The sequence below is a fragment of the Actinoplanes sp. NPDC020271 genome, from assembly GCF_044388125.1.
Taxonomy (GTDB): domain Bacteria; phylum Actinomycetota; class Actinomycetes; order Mycobacteriales; family Micromonosporaceae; genus Actinoplanes.
In genome coordinates this window covers 118,991-141,659 of record NZ_JBIRWQ010000002.1, presented here as the reverse complement: position 1 = coordinate 141,659, position 22,669 = coordinate 118,991, and the positions used below count along the sequence as shown (strand labels likewise).

23 protein-coding genes are annotated in these 22,669 nt (G+C 71.3%); 9 read left to right on the top strand and 14 right to left on the bottom strand.

The features are described 5' to 3' along the window. Positions 1-4: 4 nt before the first annotated feature. The 4 genes from ACH442_RS04415 to ACH442_RS04400 are packed head-to-tail and all read left to right on the top strand — an operon-like array spanning position 5 to position 3,760. Positions 5-1,288: an ABC transporter substrate-binding protein gene (locus ACH442_RS04415; protein WP_396121156.1), complete on the top strand. Its 1,284-nt coding sequence runs from the start codon at positions 5-7 to the stop codon at positions 1,286-1,288. 5 nt (positions 1,289-1,293) lie between these two features. Then, positions 1,294-2,268, top strand: a complete 975-nt coding sequence (locus ACH442_RS04410; protein WP_396337072.1) for a carbohydrate ABC transporter permease — start codon at positions 1,294-1,296, stop codon at positions 2,266-2,268. Then, positions 2,268-3,125 carry a carbohydrate ABC transporter permease gene (locus tag ACH442_RS04405; RefSeq protein ID WP_396121155.1) on the top strand — a complete coding sequence of 286 codons (858 nt, stop codon included), beginning with the start codon at positions 2,268-2,270 and terminating at the stop codon, positions 3,123-3,125. Before ACH442_RS04410 ends, ACH442_RS04405 begins: the two co-directional genes overlap by 1 nt. Then, positions 3,122-3,760 (top strand): hypothetical protein, encoded by a 639-nt coding sequence (locus tag ACH442_RS04400; RefSeq protein ID WP_396121154.1) that lies wholly within the window; start codon positions 3,122-3,124, stop codon positions 3,758-3,760. Before ACH442_RS04405 ends, ACH442_RS04400 begins: the two co-directional genes overlap by 4 nt. 448 nt (positions 3,761-4,208) lie before the next feature. Here ACH442_RS04400 and ACH442_RS04395 read toward each other — a convergent pair whose 3' ends face one another. Further along, positions 4,209-4,676 carry an Lrp/AsnC family transcriptional regulator gene (locus ACH442_RS04395; protein ID WP_396121153.1) on the bottom strand — a complete coding sequence of 156 codons (468 nt, stop codon included), beginning with the start codon at positions 4,674-4,676 and terminating at the stop codon, positions 4,209-4,211. A gap of 142 nt (positions 4,677-4,818) precedes the next feature. Here ACH442_RS04395 and ald point away from each other — a divergent pair, with 142 nt between their 5' ends. Continuing rightward, positions 4,819-5,937 (top strand): alanine dehydrogenase, encoded by a 1,119-nt coding sequence (ald, locus tag ACH442_RS04390; protein ID WP_396121152.1) that lies wholly within the window; start codon positions 4,819-4,821, stop codon positions 5,935-5,937. A 59-nt stretch (positions 5,938-5,996) separates the two neighbouring features. On the opposite strand, the gene ACH442_RS04385 is transcribed toward ald, so the two are convergent. The 5 genes from ACH442_RS04385 to ACH442_RS04365 all read right to left on the bottom strand — a co-directional run bounded on the left by ACH442_RS04385 (position 5,997) and on the right by ACH442_RS04365 (position 10,578). Next, positions 5,997-6,662: a hypothetical protein gene (locus ACH442_RS04385; protein ID WP_396121151.1), complete on the bottom strand. Its 666-nt coding sequence runs from the start codon at positions 6,660-6,662 to the stop codon at positions 5,997-5,999. Positions 6,663-6,768: 106 nt separating this feature from the next. Continuing rightward, entirely contained in the window at positions 6,769-7,428 is a 660-nt protein-coding gene (locus ACH442_RS04380; RefSeq protein ID WP_396121150.1) for a response regulator, read from the bottom strand. Positions 7,429-7,456: 28 nt separating this feature from the next. Continuing rightward, a complete protein-coding gene (locus ACH442_RS04375; protein WP_396121149.1) occupies positions 7,457-8,632 on the bottom strand; it encodes a sensor histidine kinase in 1,176 nt (391 codons plus the stop codon). After that, the gene (locus ACH442_RS04370) at positions 8,629-9,294 is read right to left on the bottom strand and encodes a hypothetical protein (RefSeq protein ID WP_396121148.1); all 666 of its coding nucleotides are present in this window, start codon (positions 9,292-9,294) and stop codon (positions 8,629-8,631) included. The genes ACH442_RS04375 and ACH442_RS04370 overlap by 4 nt, the downstream gene beginning before the upstream one ends. 90 nt (positions 9,295-9,384) lie before the next feature. Continuing rightward, a complete protein-coding gene (locus tag ACH442_RS04365; RefSeq protein WP_396121147.1) occupies positions 9,385-10,578 on the bottom strand; it encodes a PucR family transcriptional regulator in 1,194 nt (397 codons plus the stop codon). A 77-nt stretch (positions 10,579-10,655) separates the two neighbouring features. Between ACH442_RS04365 and ACH442_RS04360 the strand changes: the two genes are divergently transcribed. The 3 genes from ACH442_RS04360 to ACH442_RS04350 all read left to right on the top strand — a co-directional run bounded on the left by ACH442_RS04360 (position 10,656) and on the right by ACH442_RS04350 (position 13,500). After that, positions 10,656-11,762: a ferredoxin reductase gene (locus ACH442_RS04360; RefSeq protein WP_396121146.1), complete on the top strand. Its 1,107-nt coding sequence runs from the start codon at positions 10,656-10,658 to the stop codon at positions 11,760-11,762. 42 nt (positions 11,763-11,804) lie between these two features. Further along, positions 11,805-12,959, top strand: coding sequence for a fatty acid desaturase family protein (locus tag ACH442_RS04355; protein WP_396121145.1), 1,155 nt, complete (start codon positions 11,805-11,807; stop codon positions 12,957-12,959). Positions 12,960-13,134: 175 nt separating this feature from the next. Continuing rightward, positions 13,135-13,500, top strand: a complete 366-nt coding sequence (locus ACH442_RS04350; protein WP_396121144.1) for a hypothetical protein — start codon at positions 13,135-13,137, stop codon at positions 13,498-13,500. A 168-nt stretch (positions 13,501-13,668) separates the two neighbouring features. Here ACH442_RS04350 and ACH442_RS04345 read toward each other — a convergent pair whose 3' ends face one another. The 6 genes from ACH442_RS04345 to ACH442_RS04320 form a co-directional block, all read right to left on the bottom strand. After that, entirely contained in the window at positions 13,669-14,982 is a 1,314-nt protein-coding gene (locus tag ACH442_RS04345; protein WP_396121143.1) for a 6-phospho-beta-glucosidase, read from the bottom strand. Between the two features lies 1 nt (position 14,983). Beyond that, on the bottom strand, positions 14,984-16,261 hold the full coding sequence (locus ACH442_RS04340; RefSeq protein WP_396121142.1) for an ABC transporter substrate-binding protein: 1,278 nt from the start codon (positions 16,259-16,261) through the stop codon (positions 14,984-14,986). Between the two features lie 4 nt (positions 16,262-16,265). Continuing rightward, positions 16,266-17,081, bottom strand: a complete 816-nt coding sequence (locus tag ACH442_RS04335) for a carbohydrate ABC transporter permease (protein ID WP_396121141.1) — start codon at positions 17,079-17,081, stop codon at positions 16,266-16,268. Between the two features lie 3 nt (positions 17,082-17,084). Then, positions 17,085-17,978 (bottom strand): carbohydrate ABC transporter permease, encoded by an 894-nt coding sequence (locus tag ACH442_RS04330; protein WP_396121140.1) that lies wholly within the window; start codon positions 17,976-17,978, stop codon positions 17,085-17,087. A 145-nt stretch (positions 17,979-18,123) separates the two neighbouring features. Further along, the gene (locus tag ACH442_RS04325; protein WP_396121139.1) at positions 18,124-19,188 is read right to left on the bottom strand and encodes a PfkB family carbohydrate kinase; all 1,065 of its coding nucleotides are present in this window, start codon (positions 19,186-19,188) and stop codon (positions 18,124-18,126) included. A 43-nt stretch (positions 19,189-19,231) separates the two neighbouring features. After that, positions 19,232-19,621 (bottom strand): hypothetical protein, encoded by a 390-nt coding sequence (locus ACH442_RS04320; protein WP_396121138.1) that lies wholly within the window; start codon positions 19,619-19,621, stop codon positions 19,232-19,234. Positions 19,622-19,687: 66 nt separating this feature from the next. On the opposite strand from ACH442_RS04320, the gene ACH442_RS04315 reads away from it, so the two are divergent. After that, on the top strand, positions 19,688-20,308 hold the full coding sequence (locus ACH442_RS04315; protein ID WP_396121137.1) for a hypothetical protein: 621 nt from the start codon (positions 19,688-19,690) through the stop codon (positions 20,306-20,308). Between the two features lie 163 nt (positions 20,309-20,471). Here ACH442_RS04315 and ACH442_RS04310 read toward each other — a convergent pair whose 3' ends face one another. Further along, a complete protein-coding gene (locus tag ACH442_RS04310; RefSeq protein ID WP_396121136.1) occupies positions 20,472-20,978 on the bottom strand; it encodes a GAF domain-containing protein in 507 nt (168 codons plus the stop codon). A 68-nt stretch (positions 20,979-21,046) separates the two neighbouring features. Next, positions 21,047-22,636 carry a methyl-accepting chemotaxis protein gene (locus ACH442_RS04305; RefSeq protein ID WP_396121135.1) on the bottom strand — a complete coding sequence of 530 codons (1,590 nt, stop codon included), beginning with the start codon at positions 22,634-22,636 and terminating at the stop codon, positions 21,047-21,049. Between the last annotated feature and the right edge of the window lie 33 nt (positions 22,637-22,669).

Genomic DNA, 22,669 nt, shown 5'->3' with positions numbered 1-22,669 from the left:
CCCCATGACCGCACCCCGAATGTTGTTGCGCGGCCTGATGGCCGCCGCTCTTGCCCTGCCGCTGGCCCTCGCCGGCTGCGGTGGCGACGACTCCGGTAGCAAGGACGGCAAGACCGAGCTCACCTTCTTCTGGTGGGGCGGCGAGGCCCGGGCCAAGCTGACCCAGCAGGCGCTCGACCTCTACACGTCCAAGCACCCAGACGTCACGTTCAAGACCACCTGGCAGGCCAACCAGGGATACTTCGACAAGCTCGCGACGCTGACCGCCGGTTCGGACGCACCCGACATCTTCCAGATCGACGACAACTACCTGGCGGAGTACGCGACCCGTAACGTCACCGAGGACCTCACCAAGTACAAGGACTCGGGCAAGCTCGACGTCACGAAGTTCCCCGAGAGCCTCTGGAAGTACGGCGTGGTCGACAACAAGCTCGCCGGCCTCGCGTTCGGGGAGAACACCCAGGGTCTGGTCTTCAACAAGGCCAAGCTCGAAGCGGCCAAGCAGGAACTGCCGAAGACCGGCATGAGCTGGGAGGACCTGATCGCCTGGGCGCAGAAGGCCGGCCCCGCGACCAAGATCCCCGGCACCCAGGACCCGAGCGCCGACTACAAGGCGTTCTGGGTGTGGCTGCGGCAGAACGGCAAGCAGTTCTACAACGGCAACCAGCTCGGCTTCACCTCCGGCGACGTGCAGAAGTGGTTCGACCTGTGGAAGGGCGCCCGCGACGGGAAGGCCACCCCGAGCGCGGACGTGATCCACGAGGGCAACGCCACCGACATCACCAAGCAGCTGGTCGTCACCAACAAGGCGCTCACCTCGTGGGTGTGGGCCAACCAGATGCCGGACATCCAGAAGAACACCAAGGACGAGCTCGGCGTCGTCGCCTACCCCGGTGACCCGTCCGCGCAGTGGGCCCGCGCCTCGATGTACTTCTCGGTCTACCGCGGCAGCAAGAAGAAGGACACCGCGGTCGACGTGATCAACTTCCTGGCCAACGACCCGGAGGCCGGCAAGATCCTCGGCACCGACCGCGGCCTCCCGTCCAACCTGGACATCCGTTCGCAGGTGGCGGCGTCCACGACCGACCCGGCCATGAAGGCGTCCATCGCGCTGGAGGACGAGCTGGTCAAGAAGTTCGGCCCGTCGCCGAGCGTCCCGCCGAAGGGCCACAGCAAGGTCAAGACCGAGCTGATCAAGGCCGCCGAGGCCGCGCAGTTCGGCACGGCGACCACCGCCGCGGCCGCCGAGCAGTTCTTCAGCGCCGCCCAGGCCGCGGTCTCCGGGTGAGCAGCGTGTCCGTCACCACCCGGCCGGCCCAGCCCCGGCCGCGCTCCGGTCCCGCCGCTCACCAGCGGCGGGGCCGGCCCGCCCGGCACCGAGACGACGGGCGCGCCGGATACGTCTTCCTCTCGCCCTGGCTGCTCGGGCTCGCGCTGGTCACGGCGATCCCGATGCTGGTGTCGCTCTACCTGAGCTTCACGGACTACGACATCCTCAGCCAGTGGTCCGACATCAAGTGGGTCGGGCTGGACAACTACCGCACGATGTTCACCGAGGACCCGGCGTTCTGGCACGCGGTCAAGGTGACGCTGGTGTTCGCGCTGATCGCCACCCCGCTCAAACTGGGTGCGGCCCTCGGCGTGGCGCTGCTGCTGAACAAGTCGTTCCGCGGCTCCGGGCTGTTCCGCGGCCTGTTCTACCTGCCGTCACTGCTCGGCGGCAGCGTCGCGGTCGCCATGATCTGGCGCGCCATCTTCGACCGGACCGGTGCGCTCAACGCGTTCCTCGGCTGGTTCGGCATCGAGGGCAAGGCCTGGGTCAACGACCCGAGCACCGCCCTCGGCACCCTGATCCTGCTGGCCGTGTGGCAGTTCGGAGCCCCGATGGTGATCTTCCTGGCCGGGCTCAAGCAGGTGCCGACCGAGCTCTACGAGGCGGCCGAGGTCGACGGCGCGAACAGCTTCCGCAAGTTCCTCAGCGTCACCCTGCCGATGCTCTCGCCGGTCATCTTCTTCAACCTGGTCCTCGAGACGATCCACGGCTTCCAGGGCTTCACCTCGGCGTTCGTGCTCTCCGGCGGCACCGGCGGCCCGGTCGACTCGACGCTGATGTACACGCTGCAGCTCTACCTCAAGGGCTTCGCGAACTTCGAGATGGGCTACGCCTCGGCGATGGCCTGGGTCTTCCTGCTCACCATCGGCCTGGTCACCGTCGTGCTGTTCCGCACCGGCCGGTTCTGGGTCCACTACTCGGACGGAGACGACTGATGGTCACCGTGACCGCCGGCCGCAGGCCGTTCATCACCCCGCGCGCCGTGGTGCTGGCCGTGCTCACCGCGATCGTGCTCTACCCACTGCTGTGGATGCTGGGCAGCTCGTTCAAGGCACCCGAGGAGATCCTCAACAACGTCTCGGTGCTGCCGGGCACGTGGACGCCGGCCAACTATCCGGACGGCTGGACCCACTTCGACGTGGCCTTCGGGCGCTTCTTCCTCAACAGTCTCATGGTGGCCGGGCTGACCGTGCTCGCGAACTGCACGTCGTGCCTGCTGGCGGCGTACGCCTTCGCCCGCCTGCGCTTCCGGATGCGCGGCTTCTGGTTCGCCATCATGATCGGGACGCTGCTGCTTCCCAGCCACGTGCTGATCGTGCCGCAGTTCGTCCTGTTCCGCACGTTCGGCTGGGTGGGCGGGCCGTGGCCGTACCTCCCGCTGATCGTGCCCCACCTGCTGGCGACGGACGCGTTCTTCGTCTTCCTGATGGTCCAGTTCATGCGCGGCATCCCCCGCGAACTCGACGACGCCGCGAAAATCGACGGCTGCAGCGCCTACTCGATCTTCCGCTACGTCGTCCTGCCGCTCTCCCGCCCAGCACTGGTATCGACGGCGATCTTCTCCTTCATCTGGACCTGGAACGACTTCTTCCGCCAGCTGGTCTACCTTTCCGACCTGGAGAAATACACCGCTCCGGTGGCGTTGACCCTGTTCATCGACTCGACCGGACAATCCGCGGTCGGCCCGATGTTCGCCATGTCAGTGCTCTCCCTGGCGCCGGTCTTCCTGTTCTTCGTCGCCTTCCAGCGCCTTCTGGTGGAGGGCATCAACACGACAGGATTGAAGGGATGACGACTCCGCACCGGGAAATTCAAGTGCCGATTCCCCTTTCCCGTACGGCGGTGAAGCCGCCCGCCTGGCCGGTGGAGGAAGCGCCGCCGGCCCGCGCGGACTGGCGTGACCGGTTCGCCCTGGCCACCGATCTCGCGCTCATCGGGATCGCCGTGACAGTCCTCGCCCTGCCGGTGGTGACCGCCCCCGCGGCGCTGGCCACCGGCTCGGCGGCGGTCCGTTCGCGCTACGCGGAGGGCCGCCTCCCGTCCTGGCGACGCTCGCTGCGCACGTACCGCCATGGTGTCCTGCCCGGACTTCCGGCCCTGCTCGCCGCGTTCGCCCTGATCCTGGATCTGGCCGCGGTGCGCGGCGGCTGGGTCCCGGGCGGCGTGCCGCTTCTGGCGGTCACCGCAGCGGCCACGGTCTGGCTCTCCGGCGTCGCGGCGCTGACCCTGGCCGCGCTCGGCCGCGAGCCGGAGCCGTCCTGGCGCGAGGCCGCCCGCCGAGCCCTGGACCGGCCGGCGTGCGCCACGGCCCTGGCCCTGGTCAACCTGCTCTCGTTCGTCCTGGCCCTGGCCGTCCCGGTCACCGTCCCGCTGGTGATCGGCTTCCACCTCTTCGCCATCCACATGATCACCGACCGCCTGACATAGGATCCCGATTCCATGGGGCCCGCCGCTTCCATGGGGCCCGCCGCGACGAACCGTGAGACCGGCCGGACCCGGCTCCGCGACGCCCTGGTCGACGCGGCCCGGGAGCTGCCGTGGCGCACGGGAGGAAGAACGTCGGCATGGCCCGGGCGGCCCGGGCCGCCGGGGTCAGCCGGTGACGGCGGCCACTTCGGACAACTTGGGCGGGCGGGACGGCCACTGACCGGCGTCCCCCTCACGACGAGCAACGACGAGACCGGTGCGCATACCTTCAGCTCCCCGCCCGCAGCGTCCCTACCCACCACGGCCTCCACGGCGTCCACCTCCGCCGCCCCGGCGACCGGCCGGGCCCGGGACTTCACACGGTGCGCCCGGCCGGGTGCTCATCGCCGTACTGCCGAATCGCGCGAAGCGCCCGGAGAGCCGGAGTCGCGTGGCGGCCTGGCGCCGATCAGTTGCCGCGGCGGTGTTCGAAGATCAGGTAGGTCTCGGTGCCGGCGATCAGACGGGTGCCGCTGAGGCGCTCGGTGATGACCGAGCGCAGGTCGTCGACGTCGGCCGCCGCGACGTGCAGCAGGAAGTCGTAGTTGCCGGAGACGAAGTAGACGTCGCGGACGGCCGGGATCCCGGCGAGCGATTCCGCGAACTTGCCGATGGCGTCGCGGGCGTCGGAGCGGATCCGGACGGCGATCATCGCCTGGATGGGGCGGCCGATCCATGCCGGGTCGACATCGGCGTGAAAGCCGCGGATCGCGCCGAGTTCGCGTAAGCGGCGGATCCGGGTCAGACAGGTCGACGGCGCGATGCCGACCCGTTCGGCCAGGGCGTTGTTGGGCATGCGGCCGTCGGCGCGGAGCAGGCTCAGCAGCTCCAGGTCGATGTGATCCAGGCCTCGAACATCCTTCGGCAGATCCGTCATGAGGCACCGTTCATCCGAAGGATCTGCATGCTCGCGGGCGCGAGCAGAATCTTCTTCGCTCGACTTGCCCGCTCACTGCACATCGTTTCACTCTAACCGCATCAGGCGTCATCCTCACGGCGCCGGGCGAGAGGACATCCCCATGCACATCGGTGTGCCGACAGAGGTCAAGAACCACGAGTACCGGGTGGCGATAACGCCCGCGGGTGTGGTGGAGGCCGTGCGCCACGGGCACGAGGTTCTCGTGCAGGCCGGCGCCGGGGTGGGCTCGGCGATCACCGACGACGACTACGTGGCGGCCGGCGCCCGGATCGTGCCGGACGCGGATGCCGTCTGGGACGCCGCCGACATGATCCTCAAGGTGAAGGAGCCGATCGCCGAGGAGTATCACCGGCTGCGCGCCGGGCAGATGCTCTTCACCTACCTGCACCTGGCCGCCGACGCCGAGGGCACGAAGGCGCTGCTGCACAGCGGGACGACCGCGATCGCGTACGAGACGGTGCAGCTCGCCGACGGTTCCCTTCCGCTCCTGGCCCCGATGTCGGAGGTGGCCGGACGGCTCGCCCCGCAGGTCGGCGCGTACAGCCTGATGCGCAACAGCGGCGGCCGGGGCGTCCTCCCGGGCGGGGTGCCCGGCGTCGCCCCCGCCAAGATCACGGTGATCGGTGGTGGCGTCTCCGGTGTCAACGCGGCGACGATCGCACTGGGGCTCGGCGCCGAGGTGACCGTTCTTGATCTGAGCATCCCGCGACTGCGGCAGATCGACGCCCAGTTCGGCGGCCGGATCAAGACGCTGGTGTCCAGCTCGTACGCGATCGAGCAGTCCGTCCTCGCAGCCGACATGGTCATCGGGGCGGTTCTGGTGCCCGGCGCCAAGGCCCCGACCCTGGTCAGCAACGCCCTGGTGAAGCGGATGAAGCCGGGCTCGGTACTGGTCGACATCGCGATCGACCAGGGTGGCTGCTTCGAGGACTCGCACCCGACGACCCATCAGGACCCGGTCTACCGCGTGCACGACTCGGTCTTCTACTGCGTGGCGAACATGCCCGGCGCGGTGCCGAACACCTCGACGTACGCGCTGACGAACGCGACCCTGCCGTACGTGCTGCGCCTCGCCGATCTCGGCTGGAAGGACGCGCTGCGGGCCGACCCGGCGCTCGCCCTCGGCCTGAACGTGCACGCCGGCTCGCTCACCAACGACCTCGTCGGCTCAGCGCTCGGCCTCCCCACCGAGTCCGTCAGCTCGGTCCTCGCGGCCTGATCCGACCTCCCCGCGCGCCCTCCGTCACGTCCTGATGGGGGGCGCGCATCGGTGCGCGGTCACTGGATCGGCAGGCAGTCCGCGGAGGTGACAGCCTTGCGGCTGGTCCGGGTGAACCCGCCGCCGCTGTACTTGTACTGGTAGGTCAGCTTCAGGTCGGGGCACCCGACAGCGGCTTTCGGGCTCAGTCCGTACGCGGTGATCGTCAGGACTCGTCCGTCGACCTTCACCGTCTGCACCGCCGGGCCGTCCGTGGCGCCGAGGTCGCCGAGCAGGGTGCCGATCCGCTTCGGCTTCTCGCCGCCGGCGGCGCCGTCGAAGATCTCCACGGTGCTCGGCCAGTACGACGTGATCGCGGTGCAGCTGCGGGCGATGATCACGTCGTTGAGGCCGTCGCCGGTCACGTCGCCGGTGGCCATCTTCTCGATGTCGACCTCCTGGCCCTTGTTCGGGCAGGGCTTGAGCGCGGCGAGCCAGTTCCCGCCGTCACCGGCATCGCTCGTCGGCTTCGGCTTCGTGGTCTTCACCGGGGTCACGGCCGGCTTGGAGGTGGTCGGAGCGGCGGCCGGGACCGACGCCGACTCGGCCGGAGCCGGGGCGGCCGCCGTGGTGGTGGCCGGAGCGGGCGCGGAGGGGGCTGCCGCCGGCGTGGTCTTGTCGCCGCACCCCGCGGTGAGCAGGGCGAAGGCAGCAGCACCGGCAAAGAACACGATTTTGGTACGCATGGTGGCAGTCCCCGTGAGTCTGTCGCGGCCGTCCGTCGCGGCCTGTCTGCACAGGACTCTATGAAGATCCTGCGGACGCTACGTCACGTCTTCGTGCCACACCGTCTCAGCGGCGGGACTCGTGGACGAGGATCGCGACCTGCACCCGGTTGGCGCAGCCGAGTTTCTCCAGCAGGCGGGACACGTACGCCTTCACGGTCGCCACGCTCATGTGCAGCTCGGCGCCGATCTCCGCATTCGAGCTGCCGGTCGCGACCGCCTCGGCGACCTCACGTTCCCGCTCGCTGAGCCGGTCCAGAGCGGCCGGCGTCACGCGAGGCGGCCGGGGCTCCTCCTCGCGGCCGACCGCGTGGCTGATCAGCCGCGGCACCACCGACGGGGCGAGGATCGACTCGCCGGCCGCCGCGCGCCGCACCGCGTCGAGGATCGATTCCGGCGCAATGTCCTTGAGCAGGAACCCGTTCGCCCCGAGGCGTAGCGCCCCGAGCAGGTGCTCGTCGGTGTCGAACGTGGTCAGCACGATCACCGCCGGCTCCGGGCCGGCGCGCCGGATCTCCCGGGTCGCGGCGAGCCCGTCCATCCGCGGCATGCGGATGTCCATCAGCACCACGTCGGGCCGCAGCCGCCGGGTCAGCTCGACGGCCTCGGCGCCGTCCCCGGCCTCGCCGACGATCATCAGGTCCCGCCCGGCGCCGAGCACCATCCCGAGCCCGACCCGGACCAGCGGATCGTCGTCCACGAGCAGCACCCGGATCACCCCGCCCACGCCGGCCGTCCTCCCCCACCGCACCTCATCACGTCGCCGGCCAGGGTAACCAGGCCTCCAGCCGGAACGTCAGGGCACCGTCCGGCCCGCGGTGGATGCCGTGCTCGAAGCGGCCCCCGGCCAACGCGACGCGCTCGGCGAGACCGACGAGCCCGGCGCCCGCACCCGGCGGCACGGTCGTGTCCGGAGGGGGCGCCGGCGGCAACGGGTTCGCGACCAGCACGTGCACCGTGTCGTCGCCGCAGCGGGCCAGGGTGAGCCGGACCGGCGTACCCGAAGCGTGTTTTCCGGCATTGGTCAGGCCTTCCTGGACCAGGCGGTAGACGGTGCGCCCGACCGCCGCCCCGGTCGCGGCGCCGCCCAGCTCGTCGGCCCACTCCACCGGCACCCCGGCCGCCTTCGCGTCCGCGACCAGCTCACCCAGCCGCTCGAGCCCCGGTTGCGGGCGCAACCCGTCGCCGTCGCCGACACGCAGCACGCCGAGGATCTCCCGCAGGTCCTCCAAGGCCTGGTGGGCGCTGTCGCGAATGGTCGTCGCCGCCTTCGCCACCTCCTCCGGCGTCAGGTCCGGCCGGATCACCAGCGCACCGGCGTGCAGGCTGACCATGGAGATCCGGTGGGCGAGCGCGTCGTGCATCTCCCGCGCGATCCGCTCCCGCTCCAGGGCGCGCAGCCGCTCGGCGCGGATCAGCGACTCCTCCTCGGCGCGGGACGCGCGCTCGCGCAGCACGGCGATCAGATCCCGCCGGGCCCGCATCGCGATCCCGACGGCCACGGTCGCGGTGAGGAACGCCAGCGTGAACAGCAGCTCCAAGGGCGGGGGCAGGCTCGGGTCGGGCCGGATCACGCTGTACGCCACCGTGGCGAGCAACTGCAGCGCCACCATCCCCGGGATGATCCGGCCGCGCCGCCGGACGATCAGCGTGTAGAGCGCGACCAGCGCGGCCAGGGCGGCGAAGTCGGTCACCACCAGGACCGGCACGGACAGCGCGGCGATCGTCACCGGATGGGACCGTCGCCACCACAGCGACAGCGTCGCCGGGATCGCGAGGAGCAGGCAGAAGAAGGTCGCGTCCCCGCTGATCCGCCCGCTGGCCTCGGCGTCCGACGCGATCAGCAGCGCACCGAACCCGCACGCCGCGATCGCCACCAGGTCGAACACCCGCTCGCCGGACGCGGTCAACGTCCGCTCGACGCGGTTCATGACCGGACCAGGGGACGCCAGAACTGCTTCTCCCCCTCGTCGCGCACGGCATATCCCAGCTTCTCCAGGGTCGCCCGCAGCTCGCCGGCCTCCTTGGCGGCCTTCTTGCGCACGGCGACGGCCCGGGCCGAGAGGACGGCATCGACGGCCGGTGGAAGGGCGTCCGCCGCGGCGATCCAGGGGCGGTAGAGATCCGCATACGGATCGGCGTCGCGCCACGGATAGCCGAACTGCTGGAACGCCTCGGCCAGCGCTTTGCGCCGCGCCCGTGGCATGCACCGGACCGCCTGCCGGGACTCCCGGTCCAGCACGACCAGCGTGTCCCCTTCCGGGTAGAGCGCGGCCACGTCGTTGCGCGACATCACCGTCTCGCCGAACCGGGCCTCGGCCGGCGCGACCGCGATCGTGATCAGCCGCTCGAACAGCACCACGGTGACGAGGAGCCCGGCCAGCGCCAGCACGGCCGCCTCGATCGCCAGCTCCCACGGCCGGTCGATCGCCCCGATCAGCCGGATGATCTGCCGGAACGGCAACGCCGTGTCCAGCCCGAGCAGCCACCGCGCGGCGATCGGCAGCCCGCCGGCGAGCAGCAGCCCGGCAACCGCCGGCCCGGCCGCGACCAGCGCCCTGTCCCGTGGGGTGAAGCCCAGCTCCCTGTGCATGCCCCGACGCTAGCCCGCACCCGTCCGCCTGCCACCGGCCGAAAGTAGGGTCCCGCCGACTTTGGTCTATCGGGCTTCAGGAGACGCCGGCTACGCCTCCGGGACCGGCACGGACAGCGCGATCGTCAACGCCAGCACCCACTGCGGATCCTTCAGCTTCTCCCCGTACAACTCCCGCAGCCGCGCCATCCGATACCGCACCGTCTGCGGGTGCACGAACAGCTCCGCCGCCACGTCGTCCCGCCGCCCCTGATGCAGCAGCCAGCTGCGCAGCGTCTCGACCAGCTTCGCCGCGGCCGACCCTCGTTCCCCGGCGAGCGGCGCGAGCGCCCGGTCCCGCAGGTCGGCGAGCGCTCCGGGGTCGGCCGTGACGACCAGCTCGGCCAGGTGTTCCTCGGTGTCGACGACCACGCCCGCGGCCGGCGTGTGCAGTTGATGCACGCGCACCGCCCGCTCGACCGAGCACTGCGCCCGCAGCCACGGCCGGGCCGGCCCGATCACCGCGTTGTGCCCGGTCAGCAGCCGGTTCAGGTGCGGCCGGGAGGCACCCTGCGGATCCGGCACGAGCAGGACGGCCGTGTCGGGGAGATCCGTCAGCGCCCCGGCCAGCAGCAGCGTGCGCGGGTCGAGCAGGTCGATCAGCGAACGCGACGACCGTTCCGGCAGCAGGATCGCGGTGAGGGTCTGCGGCGGCGTCCACTCGGCGCGCTCGGCGGCCGACTGGAGCACGTCCGCGGCCTCCCCGGCGACCAGGGCCTGGGCGAGTTGCTGCAGGTGGCGCAGCCGCTGCCGGCTCGTCGTGGCGAGCTCGTCGGCGTGCCCGGCGACGCTCGCCGCGGACAGCTCGTCGATGTAGGCGAAGACGAGCTCGGCGAAGTCGGCGATGGTTCCGGCCGATTGCCCGGAGCGCACGCTGATGGCGGCCAGCTCGCGCCAGGCCACGCGGGCGCCCACCCGGTAGGCCGAGAGCAGCGCGTCGAGGCTGCGGCCCGATCGTGCCTCGCCGCGCCCCAGCGCGTACGCTCCCTCCAGCGCCGACGCCAGCGGGGTTCCGGGGGCGCCGCTGGGCCGGGCCACCAGGCTCAGGAAGGTTCCGAGCGCGGCCTGCACCGCTCGCTCGATCTTGTGGCCGAGCACCCCGGCGAAGGCCTCGGCGTAAGCGGGCACCTCCATCGTGATCGCCGCGATGGTCTGCACGGCGACCTCGGGCAGGCCCTGCCGCAACGGCGCGACCACCTCGACCGGCAGATGGTACGACCGAACGTCCCGCAGCGGCTCGATCACCTACGACTCCCTCGTTTGAAGCGCCATTCTTGTCCCCGCCGAACAATTATGGTGCCTGCGATTCACTTCTCCCGGTCATGCTTTCGCCGGGCGGACCCAGCAGGCTTGTTCACGTGGCCGTTACACAGACATTCCGCAACGGTGCGTGGCGCGTCGTCGAGTTGATCACCACCCCGGTGGTGCCGACCGATTACCTCGACGTGATCGCTCCGCTGCGCAATCCGAACGTCCTGCGCGCCCGGGTCGAGGCGGTTCACCGGGAGACCGCGAACGCGGTGACCCTGGAGCTCCGCCCGGGTCGCGGCTGGCGGCCGCACGAGCCGGGGCAGTATGTGCGTCTCGGTGTCGACGTGGACGGCATCCGCCTGTGGCGCTCCTACTCGGTGAGCAGCCCGGCGGGCCACCCTTCCGGGCGGATCAGCGTGACTGTCAACGCCGTACGGGATGGGGTTGTCAGCTCTTATCTGTTGAAGAATGCCCGCCGTGGCATGGTGCTGAACCTGGACCTGCCGGCCGGCGATTTCGTCGTGCCGCGCCGGCGGCCGGCGAAGAGCCTGTTCCTGACCGCCGGCAGCGGGATCACGCCGGTCATGGGCATCCTGCGCAGCCTCGTGCACGAGCTCAGCGACGTGGTCGTCGTGCACTCCGCCCGCACCGCGGAGGACGTGGTCTTCGGCGCCGACCTGCGGGCTCTGGCCGAGCAGGGCCGGATCACGCTGATCGAGCGGCACACCGCCGCCGACGGGCGCCTCAAGCCGGCCGACCTGGACACGCTGGTCCCCGACCGTTTCGAGCGGGAGACCTGGGCGTGCGGCCCCGGCGAGATGCTGGACGCGCTGGCCGGGAACTGGGCCGAGGCCGGTGCCGGCGAGCGGCTGCACGTCGAGCGCTTCCGGCCGACCGTGCTGGTCGCCGGCGAGGGCGGCACGGTCACGTTCGAACGTTCCGGTGCGACGGTCGAGGCGCCCGGCGGCGTGTCGATCCTCGATGCCGGCGAGGCCGCCGGGCAGCTCATGCCGTCCGGCTGCCGGATGGGCATCTGTTACTCGTGCGTGCTCCCGATGCGCGAGGGCATCGTCCGCGACATGCGGGACGGCACCATCACCACCGCCGTCGAAGGCGACAACGTTCTGGTCCAGACGTGCATCTCGGCTGCCGCCGGGCCGTGCCACCTGGACGCCTGACCTTTTCTGATCACGACCCCCCAGCAGAGAACAGAGGAACTCGTGACGACACTGCAACGCCAGGAAGTCAACCCGATCGGCCACCTGACCGCCGAGGACATCGAGACGATCGGCCGTGAGCTGGACGCGATCCGGGACGAGGTGCTCGCGAACCGGGGGGAACGCGACGCCGCCTACATCCGCAAGGTGATCAAGGTTCAGCGCAGCCTGGAGATGGGCAGCCGGGCCGTCCTGCTGTTCTCGCTCTTCCCGCCGGCCTGGATCGTCGGCACGGCCGGCCTCTCGGTGGCGAAGATCCTCGAGAACATGGAGGTCGGCCACAACATCCTGCACGGGCAGTACGACTTCATGCGTGACCCGAAGATCCACTCCACGACCTGGGAGTGGGACCACGTCACGCCGGCCGACCAGTGGAAGCACTCGCACAACGAGGTCCACCACAAGTACACGAACGTGATCGGCAAGGACAACGACCTCGGCTACGGCATCATGCGGGTCGACGAGAACCAGCGCTGGCACCCGTTCTACCTGGCCCAGCCGCTGTGGAACTTCATCAACGCGCTCTTCTTCGAGTACGGGATCGCCGCCTACGACCTCGAGCTCGGCAAGAACCTGAAGACCAAGAAGCGCCGCAGCAACCCCGAGTTCCGGGCGAACGTGCGCGCCGTCGGCCGCAAGATCCGCCGCCAGGTGCTGAAGGACTACATCATCCACCCGGCCCTGTCCGGCCCGTCGTTCCTGCACACCATCGCCGCGAACTTCACCGCGAACATCGTTCGCAACGTGTGGAGCCACTCGGTGATCATGTGCGGTCACTTCCCGAACGGCGTCTCCACCTTCGAGCGCACCTCGATCAAGGGCGAGACCCGCGGCGAGTGGTACCTGCGGCAGATGCTCGGCTCGGCCAACATCTCCGGCAGCAAGCTGATGCACATCATGACCGGCAACCTGTCCCACCAGATCGAGCACCACCTCTTCCCCGACCTCCCGAGCAGCCGTTACGCCGAGGTCGCGGTCAAGGTGCGAGCACTCTTCGAGAAATACGATCTGCCGTACGTGACGGGGCCGCTCCCGGTCCAGGTGGCGTCGGCGTGGGCGAAGGTCATCCGCCTCTCCCTGCCGAACCGCAAACCGACCGCCGCGCCGGACCACGCGCGTCCGCCCCGCATCCCGGCCACCGAGCCCGCCACCGCCTGACCGCTCTCCCGTCCAGGCCGCGCCCCACACCGGGTCGCGGCCTGACGTGTTTCCGGCTCAGCTCCGCGTTCCCGGCAGCGCCCGGGGGTCACGGCGGCGGACCGCCCCGGACATTCGTGAGTCGTGTTCAACTTCCGGACATCTGGCGGAAACCCCCAGGCACCAGGATCAACCGATGCTCTCCGATGTCGTCCCGGTCGCGTCCGCCGTCTCCGGACGGGTCGCTCTGCGCCGGGCCGCCGTCGGTGCCGGCCTGGCCGCGGCGGCGTGCGTCGTGATCAGCCTGGCCGGGCACCCCACCGGCGCCTTCGCCGACGTGACCGTGCTGACCTGGTCGACCATCGCCCTGTTCAGCGCCGACGAGCGGCACAGCCGGATCGCCGTCACGGCCGCGGCGGTGACGGCGCTGCTGCTGTGGCTCGGCACCGCGCCGATCGTGGACGCCGGCGTGCCCGGCCACGTGGCGCGGGCGCTGCTCGGCGCGGCGGCCGGCAGCCAGGTCTACGCCCTGGTGACCCGCGCCGGCCTTGAAGCCAGGTAAGCCGGCACCACGCCGGCCTTCAGCCCCGCCGGACGAGCACGCGCCGGCCTTCAGCCCCGCCGGACGAGCACGCGCCGGCCTGAAGGCCAGGTGGACAGCCCCGGGCTCAGGCCAGGTAGGCGAGTTCCGCCCCGGGCTCAGGCCAGGTAGGCGAGTTCCGCCCCGGGCTCAGGCCAGGTAGGCGAGTTCCGGCAGCTCGGCACGATAGGCGTCGACCAGCCGGGCCGCCAGCGCCGGGTCACCGACCAGCGGGTGGGTGGCCATCGCCCGGACCGCCGCCTCCCGCGACCCGGTCGCGGCCGCCGACAGGATCAGCCGGTCAGTGGCCTTGACCGCCCGCACCAGCCCCACCGCGTGCTCCGGCAGCGGCCCGACCGGCAGCGGCACGGCACCGCGCGCGTCGACCCGGCACGGCACCTCGACCACCGCGTCGTCGTCGAGGACCGGCAGTGTCCCCCAGTTGCGCACGTCGAGGATCAGCGTCGCCGGCTCGTCCCGGGCCAGCGCCCGCATGACGGCCAGTGCCACCCCTTCGTAGCCGGCCGGGCGGGACTCGTCGTGTTCCCGCTCGTCCGCCCCGGTCAGCGAACGGTTCTCCGCCATGTACGTCGCCTCTCGCTCCCGCCACGCGTCCAGCCACGCCTCCAGCGGTTCCCGTGCGGCGATCTCGTGATAGCACCGTAACTGCTGGTCGAGGAGGAACGCGCCGCGCGTCTGCCGCGCCGACCGCACCGCGTCGAGGGTTCCGGCCGGGTCGTAGTAGTAGTGCAGGTACTCGTTCGGCACCGCACCCAGCTCGCGCAGGTTGTCGAAGAGGCGCCCCTCCTCGATCGTCTGCAGCCGCTTCTCGTCGGCGAGCAGCCCGGGCAGCAGGTCCCGCCCGGTCTTGTCGTGCACCCCGTAGAGCCAGCCGAGATGGTTCAGCCCCGCATAGTCGACGCGCACCTCGCCCGCCGTGACGCCGAGGGCCCGCAGCACCCGGTCGATCAGCCCGGTCGGCGAGTCGCAGATCCCGATGACCCGGTCGCCGAGCAGCCCGGACATCGCCTCGGTGACCAGCCCGGCCGGGTTGGTGAAGTTGATCAGCCAGGCGTCCGGCGCGACCTCGGCGGTCAGGGCGGCGATCCGGAGGGACTCGGGGACGGACCGCAGCCCGTACGCGATCCCGCCGGCTCCCACCGTCTCCTGCCCGAGCACCCCGGCTGCCAGCGCGACCCGCTCGTCCACGACCCGCCCGCGCAGGCCGCCGACCCGGATCGCCGAGAACACGAACGCCGCCCCGGTCAGGGCCTCGCGCAGGTCGGTGGTGGCCCGCACGGGCAGCGAGCCGAGCGCCGCCAGCACCCGCCGGATCGCGTCGAGCCGCGCCGGGTCGACGTCGTGCAGGACGACCTCGCTGACGGTCCGCTCCGGATCGGCCAGCAGCGCCTTGTAGACCAGCGGAACGCGGAACCCGCCCCCGCCGAGGATCGTCAGCCGCATGTCACCCTCTCATCGCCTCGTTGCCGGCCGCCTGCGCCTGCCGCAGACCGTCGGCAACGCCGAGTTGCCCCAGAAACACCTGCTCCAGCACCGGCGCATACGCCGTGGCGCCGGCACCGACCCGTGGGCCGACCGGCGCCGGGAACGTCGCCCCGCCCGCCGCGTCGAGGAACGGCTGCGGATCGACGCCCTGCCGCCGCCAATGGTCCACGAACACCGGTTGCACCGAGGTGACGGCCGGGAACGCGTAGCCACCGGCGGCGATCGGCCGCTGCCCGGCGGCCGAGCCGATCCACTTCAGCACCTCGCGGGTCGCGGCCGGGTGCCGGGTCCGCGCCGACGCGACCGCGGCCACCCCGTGCACCACACTGACCCGCCCGGCCGGGCCCTGGATCAGCGGCGCGATCCCCCACCGGAAACCGGCGCCGTCGTGGACGGCCCTCAAGTGGTAGGGCCCCGACTGGAACAGCGCGATCCGGCCCTGGGTGAACAACTGCAACGCCTTGTCGCCACGGGTGTTCGTGTCCGCCGCGGACGGCGCCACGTGGTCTTTGTTGATCAGATCAACCACATACTGTACGGCCTGAGCGGTCCTCGGCTCGCCGGCGAACGTGAACGCGTCACCGGACTGCCACACCCCGCCGTTCGACCCGACGAAGTCCCACAGGATCGCCTGCTGGTCGAGGGCGGCGTTGAACCCGTACGTCGTGATGCGCTGGGGGTTGAAACCGGCCTCACCCGGGTGTTTGCCCGCGCTGTCGACCGTCAGCCGCCGCAGCGCGGCCCGGAACCGGTCGGAGGGAAGTGACGGGTCCCAGCTCAGCGCGGCGGGATCGACGCCGGCCGCAGTGACCAGATCCTTGTTGTAGTAGAGCGCGATCGAGTCCCACAGCTGCGGCACGCCCCACAGTTTCCCGCCGCGTGTGTAGAGCTCGACGACCGATTTTGTCCACTCCCCGGTGTCGTCGACCGGCAGCAGTTTGCCGTTGTCCGCGTAGAGGCCGAGATTCGACGAGTTCGTCCAGAAGATGTCGGCGGTCGTCCCCGCCACGACATCGGCCGGCAGTTTCGTCCAGTAGTCGGCCCACGGCACCACCTGCACGTCGACGGTGATCCCGGGGTGGTCCCTCGCAAAGACCGAGAACGATTGCGCGTACGCCGTGGCGACCTCCTCGTCCCACAGCCGGAACGTGACCGTGGTCGTCCCGTCCACGTCGTCGTGACCGGCGATCGAGCAGCCGGCCAGCAGCAGGATGATCAGAAGTGCCGCCCGTCGCACGAGCTCACCGCATCCCGGTGAGGGCGATCGACGTGACGAGGTGCTTCTGGACGACCGTGAAGAGCACCAGCAGCGGCATCGTCGCGAGCGTCGTGGCGGCCGTGACGAGAGTCCAATTGCCCTGGTACTGACTCTGCAGCCCGGCCACCGCGACGGTCAGCACCTGCCAGCGCACGCCGCTGGTGACCACGAGCGGCCAGAGGAAGTCGTTCCAGTGGGTGACCGTCGTGATGATCAGCAGAGTGGCCAGAACCGGACGGCTCAGCGGCAGCATCACGTGGCGCAGCACCCGCAGATGACCGGCGCCGTCGATCCGCGCCGCGTCCAGCAGTTCCTGCGGGACGGCCCGGAAGAACTGGCGGAGCAGGAAGATCGCATACGGCGAGCCGAACATCGACGGCAGCACGATCCCCCAGAACGTGTTGACCAGCCCTGCCTCGGCGAGCAGCACGAACCGGGGCACGAGCACGGCCGCGACCGGCACCATCAGGGTCGTCAGGTAGATCCGGAAGAGCGCGTCCCGCCCCGGGAAGTCGAGGCGCGCGAACGCGTAGGCGGCCAGCACCGAACAGGCCAGCTGACCGAGAACGACCACCAGCACGACCTGCACGGTGATCATCAGCGGCGGGACCAGGGTGTGCCCGCCGACGGTCAGCTGCGCGTAGTTCTCCCCGGTCAGCGGGTGGGGCGGGGTCAGCGGCGGCTGCTGCGCGAACTGCCGCGGTGTGGTCAGCGACGTCTGGACGCTCATCAGATAGGGCGCCAGGATCACCAGCGCACCGAGCCCCAGCGCGAGATAGGTGAACACGGCACGGCGCATGGCTCACCCCACCTCGTACGTCGTCCGCCTGCGGAAATACGACTGCTGCGCGATCGTCACCGTGATCAACAGCAGGAACAGCACGACGGACATGGCCGCGGCCCGGCCCATCCGGAAGTCGACGAACGCCTCCCGGTAGATCGCGTAGGCCACCACCTCCGTCCGCCCGGCCGGGCCGCCCCGGGTCATCGCGTACACCGTGTCGAACACCTGGAAGCTGCTGAGCACGCCGGTGGTGAGGATGAAGAACGTGGTCGGGCGCAACAGCGGCAGCGTGATCCGCCACAGTCCCTGCCACGGCCCGGCGCCGTCGATGCGGGCCGCCTCGGTGAACTGCGGCGGGATACCGGCCAGCCCGGCCAGGAAGAACAACGCCACGAAGCCCGCATTGGCCCAGATCGTGACCGCGGCGACCGACGGGAGCGCCAGCGTGGGGCTGGTCAGCCACTCGACGCGGCGCCCGAGCAGCGCGTCGACCGCGCCGTCGGACGGGTCGAGGAGCCAGCGCCACACCACGCCGAGCGCCTGCGGGGCGCTGATCCACGGCAGGACCAGGATCGCGCGGAACCAGGTGGAGCCGGGCAGCCGCTGGTCCAGCAGCAGGGCGGCGGCCAGGCCGAGAGCGGTCTGCAGCGGGACGACCAGCAGCACGAAGACCGCGGTGACGGCGAGCGTCCGGCCGAACGCGGGGTCACTGAGGATCGACGCGTAGTTGTCGAGGCCGGTCCAGCGCGCGGGCGCGATCAGATCCCACCGGAACAGGCTGATGCCGAGCACGACCACGACCGGCAGCAGCAGAAACCCGCCGACCCCGACCAGACTCGGCGCCAGCAACACATAACCCGCAACCGTGTCCCGCCGCCGCGCCCCGCGCCCCCGCGTGCCGGCCGCCGTCACCCCGCCACCTCACGCCGCGCGCCGGCAAAGGCCGCCGTGACTCCACGCCGCCGCGCGCAGCCAGGAACCGCCGCCGGCCCATGCCGTCGCGCGCCGGTGGAAGCCGCCGCCGGCCCCCACCGCCGCGCGCGGACGGAACGCGCCGTCACCGCTCGGCGTGCGCGTCGGACAGCTGGGCGATCGTCGCCGTCGCCCGGTGCACCGCGTGCCGCTTGCCCGGCGGGATCACCTCGGGCAGGAACGCGTAACGCCGGGCCAGCTCGCCCTCGCTCGACTCCGGATGCCGCTGCTCGGCGGCCCGCAGCGTGGCCTGCCACCAGTCGGCGATGTCGCCCCAGCCCGGCGCCGACAGCGACCCGCCGAAGTGCTGCACGGAGAGCGCGGCCACGAGGTTGGCGAACGCGACCCGGTCGGCGAGCGGCCACCCGCCGACGGTCCCGGCGATGAAGCCGGCGGTGAACACATCCCCGGCGCCGGTCGGGTCGAGCGCCTCCACCGGCACACCCGGCACGGTCGCCACCTCACCGGTGGCCGAGTCGATGGCGAGCGCGCCGTCACCGCCGTCGGTGACCACGACGATCGGGACCAGGCCGGCCAGCTTGTCGAGCGCGGCGCCCGGCGTGCCCGTCCGGGTGTAGCGCATCGCCTCGACGGCGTTGGGCAGGAACGCGTGGCAGTCGGGCAGCACGGCGAGGGCGTCGAAATCCCACTGGTCGGTCTCGTCCCAGCCGACGTCGGCGAAGATCATCGTGCCGTTGCGGCCGGCGCGGGGCACCCAGGCGGTGCCGGAGCCGCCCAGGCTGACGGCGGCTGCACGCGCCGCGGGCAGCCCGTTGACCAGGCCCTCGTCGTCGGCGGGGAGCGGATGCCCGTGGGTGATCATGCTGCGGTCGCGGTCGTAGGCCAGCGAGACGGTGACCGGTGAGTGCCAGTCGTCGAGCCGCCGGGACGCGGAAAGGTCGATTCCCTCCTGCCGGCTGAGCACCTGATGGCAGAATTCGCCGTAGGCATCCGTGCTCAGCGCGGTGCCGAGCCCGGTGCGCAGGCCGAGGCGGGCCGCGGCGACGGCGAGATTGGCCACCCCGCCGGGACACGACCCCATGCCGGAGGCCCGCACCTCGGTGCCGGGCCCGGGCAGCTCCCGCAGCCCGGTGAAGATGACGTCGAGGAACACCACCCCGGGGACGAACAGATCGAGCTGGCGCGCCATGCGGCGATCTTACCTCCGCTCCGATAGGTCAAGTGGAGATTGATCACCGAGCGCGGCGCACGTCTCCGTGGGCCGCACGCAGGGTGTCGACGTGCCGGTCGGTGCCGGGCGGATGGAGCTGGTCCAGCAGGTGCCACGCCTCGTCCAGCGCCTGGGACAACTCGTGGACCCGGCCGGCGTGCTGACGGCGCACGTCCTCCCGCACCTTCTCGATGCGGCGCAGCCAGCCGGCGCTGCTCTCCGGCGCGGAACGGGGTGGCGGCGGGGCCGGCGGCGGCTCCAGGACATCGGCGGCGGGGACGATCGCGGCGATCGGCCGGCCGTCGTCGACCACGACGGTGACCTGGCCGGTCAGCCCGGTGAGCCGGACCAGCTGCTGGAAACGCAGGCGGGTCTCGGCGATGGACAACTCGATCCGGCGTCGGATCGGCATGGCTGCTTCTCCCATACCGCCGATAATGCGCGCGGGGTACGACAACTTTGCGATAGCTTCCGCGCCATGGGTGACTCGCTTGTGGATTCCGGGGACGTTCGCACCGTGGTCACGCAGGCCGTGACGGCCCTGCGCGGGGTCGCCGGGCTGGACTGGCAGGCCCCGGCCGGCGACCTGGAGTGGTCCTGCTGGGAAACGGTCGAGCACGTCGCCGACGACCTTTTCGCGTACGCGGGTCAGCTCGCCGCCGAGCAGCCGCCCCTCGACCGTTACGTGCCGTGGGGCTTCACGCGCGCCCGCGAGGGCGCGCCCGCGCTCACCGTCCACGTCGATGCCGAGCGGGGCCCCGACGGGCTGCTCCAGGTGCTGGAGGCGTCCGGGGGCCTGCTCGCCGCCACGGTGCAGGTGAGTCCGGCGCAGCGGCGGGGCTTTCATCCGTACGGGATCTCGGATGCCTGTGGTTTCGCCGCGATGGGCATCGTCGAGATGCTGGTCCACCTGCACGACCTGCAACGGACACTGGGCTTCCCGTGGTCGCCGGAGCCGGACGTGTGCGCGCGGGTCCTGCGCCGGCTCTTCCCGGACGCGCCGGAGGGCGACGAGCCGTGGCCGACGCTGCTCTGGGCGACCGGCCGCACGGAGCTGCCCGGCCACCCGCGGCAGACGTCCTGGCGCTGGCAGGGCTGAGCCCGTCAGCGCCGGCAGCGTCGCCGACCCGGATGATCAGCCCCGGCAGCGTCCCCGACCTCGGATGATCAGCCCGGCAGCGTCGCCGACGCTGGGTGATCAGCCCCGGCAGCGTCGCCGACCCCGGATGATCAGCCCCGGCAGCGTCGCCGACGCTGGGTGATCAACGCCGGCAGGCGAGCAGCGCCTCCATCGCCTCCTCCGCGCTGTCCGTCAGCACGGCCAGGTCCACGTCGGTGTAGATGCGCCGCCGGGTGTCCACCACGCAGTGCGCCCCGAGCATCACCGCGCCCGGCGCCACCAGCGGCACACCCAGGTAACTGCGCAGCCCGGTGCTGGCCAGGAACGGGTTCGCCGCATGGACCGGGTCGTCGCTGAAGTCGGCCACGCAGTACGGCTCACCGTTGAGCACGGTGCGGCTGCACACCGCCCACTCGGCCGGGGCGCCCTGTGGCGTGGCCACCCAGTCGCGCAGGCCGTAGGAGCCGACGATCTGCTGCGCGTCGGCGCCGAGCACCGAGACCAGCGAGACGGGCGCCTCGAGAAGCTTGGCGCTGCGCTCGGCCACCTGGTCGAGGGTGGCGCGCAGCGTGGGATCGGCGAGGTCGTAGCGGGCCAGCTCGGTCAGCCGCGCGGGCTCGGCCAGGCGGTCGTAGAAATCGGTCTTCATCGGTACCTCCCCGGGGGATGAAGCGCCGTTACCCCGTAACGACGACACGGCAGGTCCTGATCTGAGCTTCAGTGACGGAAGCCACCCACCAGGTCGGTGAGGTCACCCGCCAGCCTCGTCAAGTCTGCCGCGGCCTGCTGCGCCGTGCGCGCTCCCTCAGCCGTCGCGGCAGCGACTTCCGCCACACCCGTCACGGTGGCGGCCACTTCGCCGCTGCTGGAGGCGGCCTCGGCGACCGAGCGGCTCATCTCCCCCGTGGTCGCGGTCTGCTCCTCGACCGCCGACGCGATCGTCGTGGTGTAGTCCCCGATCCGCTGGATCACCTCGGTGATCTCGCTGATCGCCGAGGTGGCCGACGTGCTCGACGCCTGGATCGCGGTGATCCGGGCGGTGATCTCCTCGGTCGCCTTCGCGGTCTGCTGGGACAGCTCCTTGACCTCCCCGGCCACCACGGCGAAGCCCTTGCCCAGCTCACCGGCGCGGGCCGCCTCGATCGTCGCGTTCAGGGCGAGCAGATTCGTCTGCTCGGCGATGGTGGTGATCAGCCGGACCACGTCGCTGATCTCCGCGCTGGCCGCACCCAGCTCGGCGACCTGACGGTTGGTGCGTTCGGCGACGGTCATGCCCTCGCCGGCGACCCGGGCCGCCTCGGCCGCGTTCGAGGCGATCTCGGTGATCGAGGCGCTCATCTCCTCGGCGCCGGCCGCGATCGACTGCACGCCGACGTTGACCGACTCGCTGGCCGCGCTCGCCGACCCGGCCCGCTCGGCGACGTCGCCGGCGCCCCGCTCCAGCTGTGAGCTGACCGTGGTGAGCTCCTCGGACGCGCCGGCCAGGGTCGCCGCCGAGTCGCCGATGGTGCTGACCGTCTCGCGCAGCCGCAGGATCGCGGCGTCCAGCGCGCGGCTCATCCGGCCCGGCTCGTCGGCCGAGGTGATGCCGGTGCTCCGGGTCAGGTCGCCGGCCGCGAGGCTCTCGCAGACCGTGGTCACCCGGCGCAGCGACCGGACGATGCCGCGGGCGACGACGACACCCAGGCCGACGGCGGCGAGAATCCCGATGACCAGCAACAGGATCGACTCGACGCGGTTGTCCCGGTAGCTGTCGGCGGACGTCCGGGCGGCCAGGGCCGCGTCGGCGCGTTCCGCCTCCCCGAGTTCGGCGAAGACTTCCTTCATCGTCGTGACCAGTGGTGCGACCTGCTGGGTGCGGACGCTCTGCCACTCGGTGAGCTCGTTGGCCCGCGACAGCGGGATGAGGCTGTGCTGGGCCACGTCGACGTACGTCGCCCAGGCGCTCTTGAGACTTTCGACGGTGGCCTCGACCCCGGCCGGGTCGGTCGCCTCGTACGCCTGCATCGCGGCGCCGACGGCGGCGAGGTCGGCGGTGAACAGCTGCTCGTACTTCATCTCGCTGGCGGCGTCCGTGTAGACGGCCTGATTGGTCAGGTCGAGGCGGGACTGCGTCATCGCGTTCTGCGCCTCGCCGAGCGCCACCGAGCTGGTCACATTGTCCTCGTAGATCCGGTTGGCCGACGCGCTCGCCTCGCCGAGCGACCGCAGCCCCATGACCCCGATCACCAACGCCACCACGGCGGCGACCGCGATCGCGGTCATCACCTTGATGTTTACGCTGAGATCCGCCCAGAACCTCTTCATGTCCAAGTGTTCGGCAGGTGATCCGATTGTCTG

Coding starts and splice junctions, on each gene's coding strand:
- ACH442_RS04305 (WP_396121135.1), bottom strand. CDS start 22,636: ATGAAGAGGTTCTGGGCGGATCTCAGCGTAAACATCAAGGTGATGACC.
- ACH442_RS04310 (WP_396121136.1), bottom strand. CDS start 20,978: ATGAAGACCGATTTCTACGACCGCCTGGCCGAGCCCGCGCGGCTGACC.
- ACH442_RS04360 (WP_396121146.1), top strand. CDS start 10,656: ATGCTTTCGCCGGGCGGACCCAGCAGGCTTGTTCACGTGGCCGTTACA.
- ACH442_RS04315 (WP_396121137.1), top strand. CDS start 19,688: ATGGGTGACTCGCTTGTGGATTCCGGGGACGTTCGCACCGTGGTCACG.
- ald (WP_396121152.1), top strand. CDS start 4,819: ATGCACATCGGTGTGCCGACAGAGGTCAAGAACCACGAGTACCGGGTG.
- ACH442_RS04385 (WP_396121151.1), bottom strand. CDS start 6,662: ATGCGTACCAAAATCGTGTTCTTTGCCGGTGCTGCTGCCTTCGCCCTG.
- ACH442_RS04415 (WP_396121156.1), top strand. CDS start 5: ATGACCGCACCCCGAATGTTGTTGCGCGGCCTGATGGCCGCCGCTCTT.
- ACH442_RS04325 (WP_396121139.1), bottom strand. CDS start 19,188: ATGGCGCGCCAGCTCGATCTGTTCGTCCCCGGGGTGGTGTTCCTCGAC.
- ACH442_RS04400 (WP_396121154.1), top strand. CDS start 3,122: ATGACGACTCCGCACCGGGAAATTCAAGTGCCGATTCCCCTTTCCCGT.
- ACH442_RS04375 (WP_396121149.1), bottom strand. CDS start 8,632: ATGAACCGCGTCGAGCGGACGTTGACCGCGTCCGGCGAGCGGGTGTTC.
- ACH442_RS04405 (WP_396121155.1), top strand. CDS start 2,268: ATGGTCACCGTGACCGCCGGCCGCAGGCCGTTCATCACCCCGCGCGCC.
- ACH442_RS04345 (WP_396121143.1), bottom strand. CDS start 14,982: ATGCGGCTGACGATCCTCGGCGGGGGCGGGTTCCGCGTTCCGCTGGTC.
- ACH442_RS04350 (WP_396121144.1), top strand. CDS start 13,135: ATGCTCTCCGATGTCGTCCCGGTCGCGTCCGCCGTCTCCGGACGGGTC.
- ACH442_RS04335 (WP_396121141.1), bottom strand. CDS start 17,081: ATGCGCCGTGCCGTGTTCACCTATCTCGCGCTGGGGCTCGGTGCGCTG.
- ACH442_RS04320 (WP_396121138.1), bottom strand. CDS start 19,621: ATGCCGATCCGACGCCGGATCGAGTTGTCCATCGCCGAGACCCGCCTG.
- ACH442_RS04370 (WP_396121148.1), bottom strand. CDS start 9,294: ATGCACAGGGAGCTGGGCTTCACCCCACGGGACAGGGCGCTGGTCGCG.
- ACH442_RS04395 (WP_396121153.1), bottom strand. CDS start 4,676: ATGACGGATCTGCCGAAGGATGTTCGAGGCCTGGATCACATCGACCTG.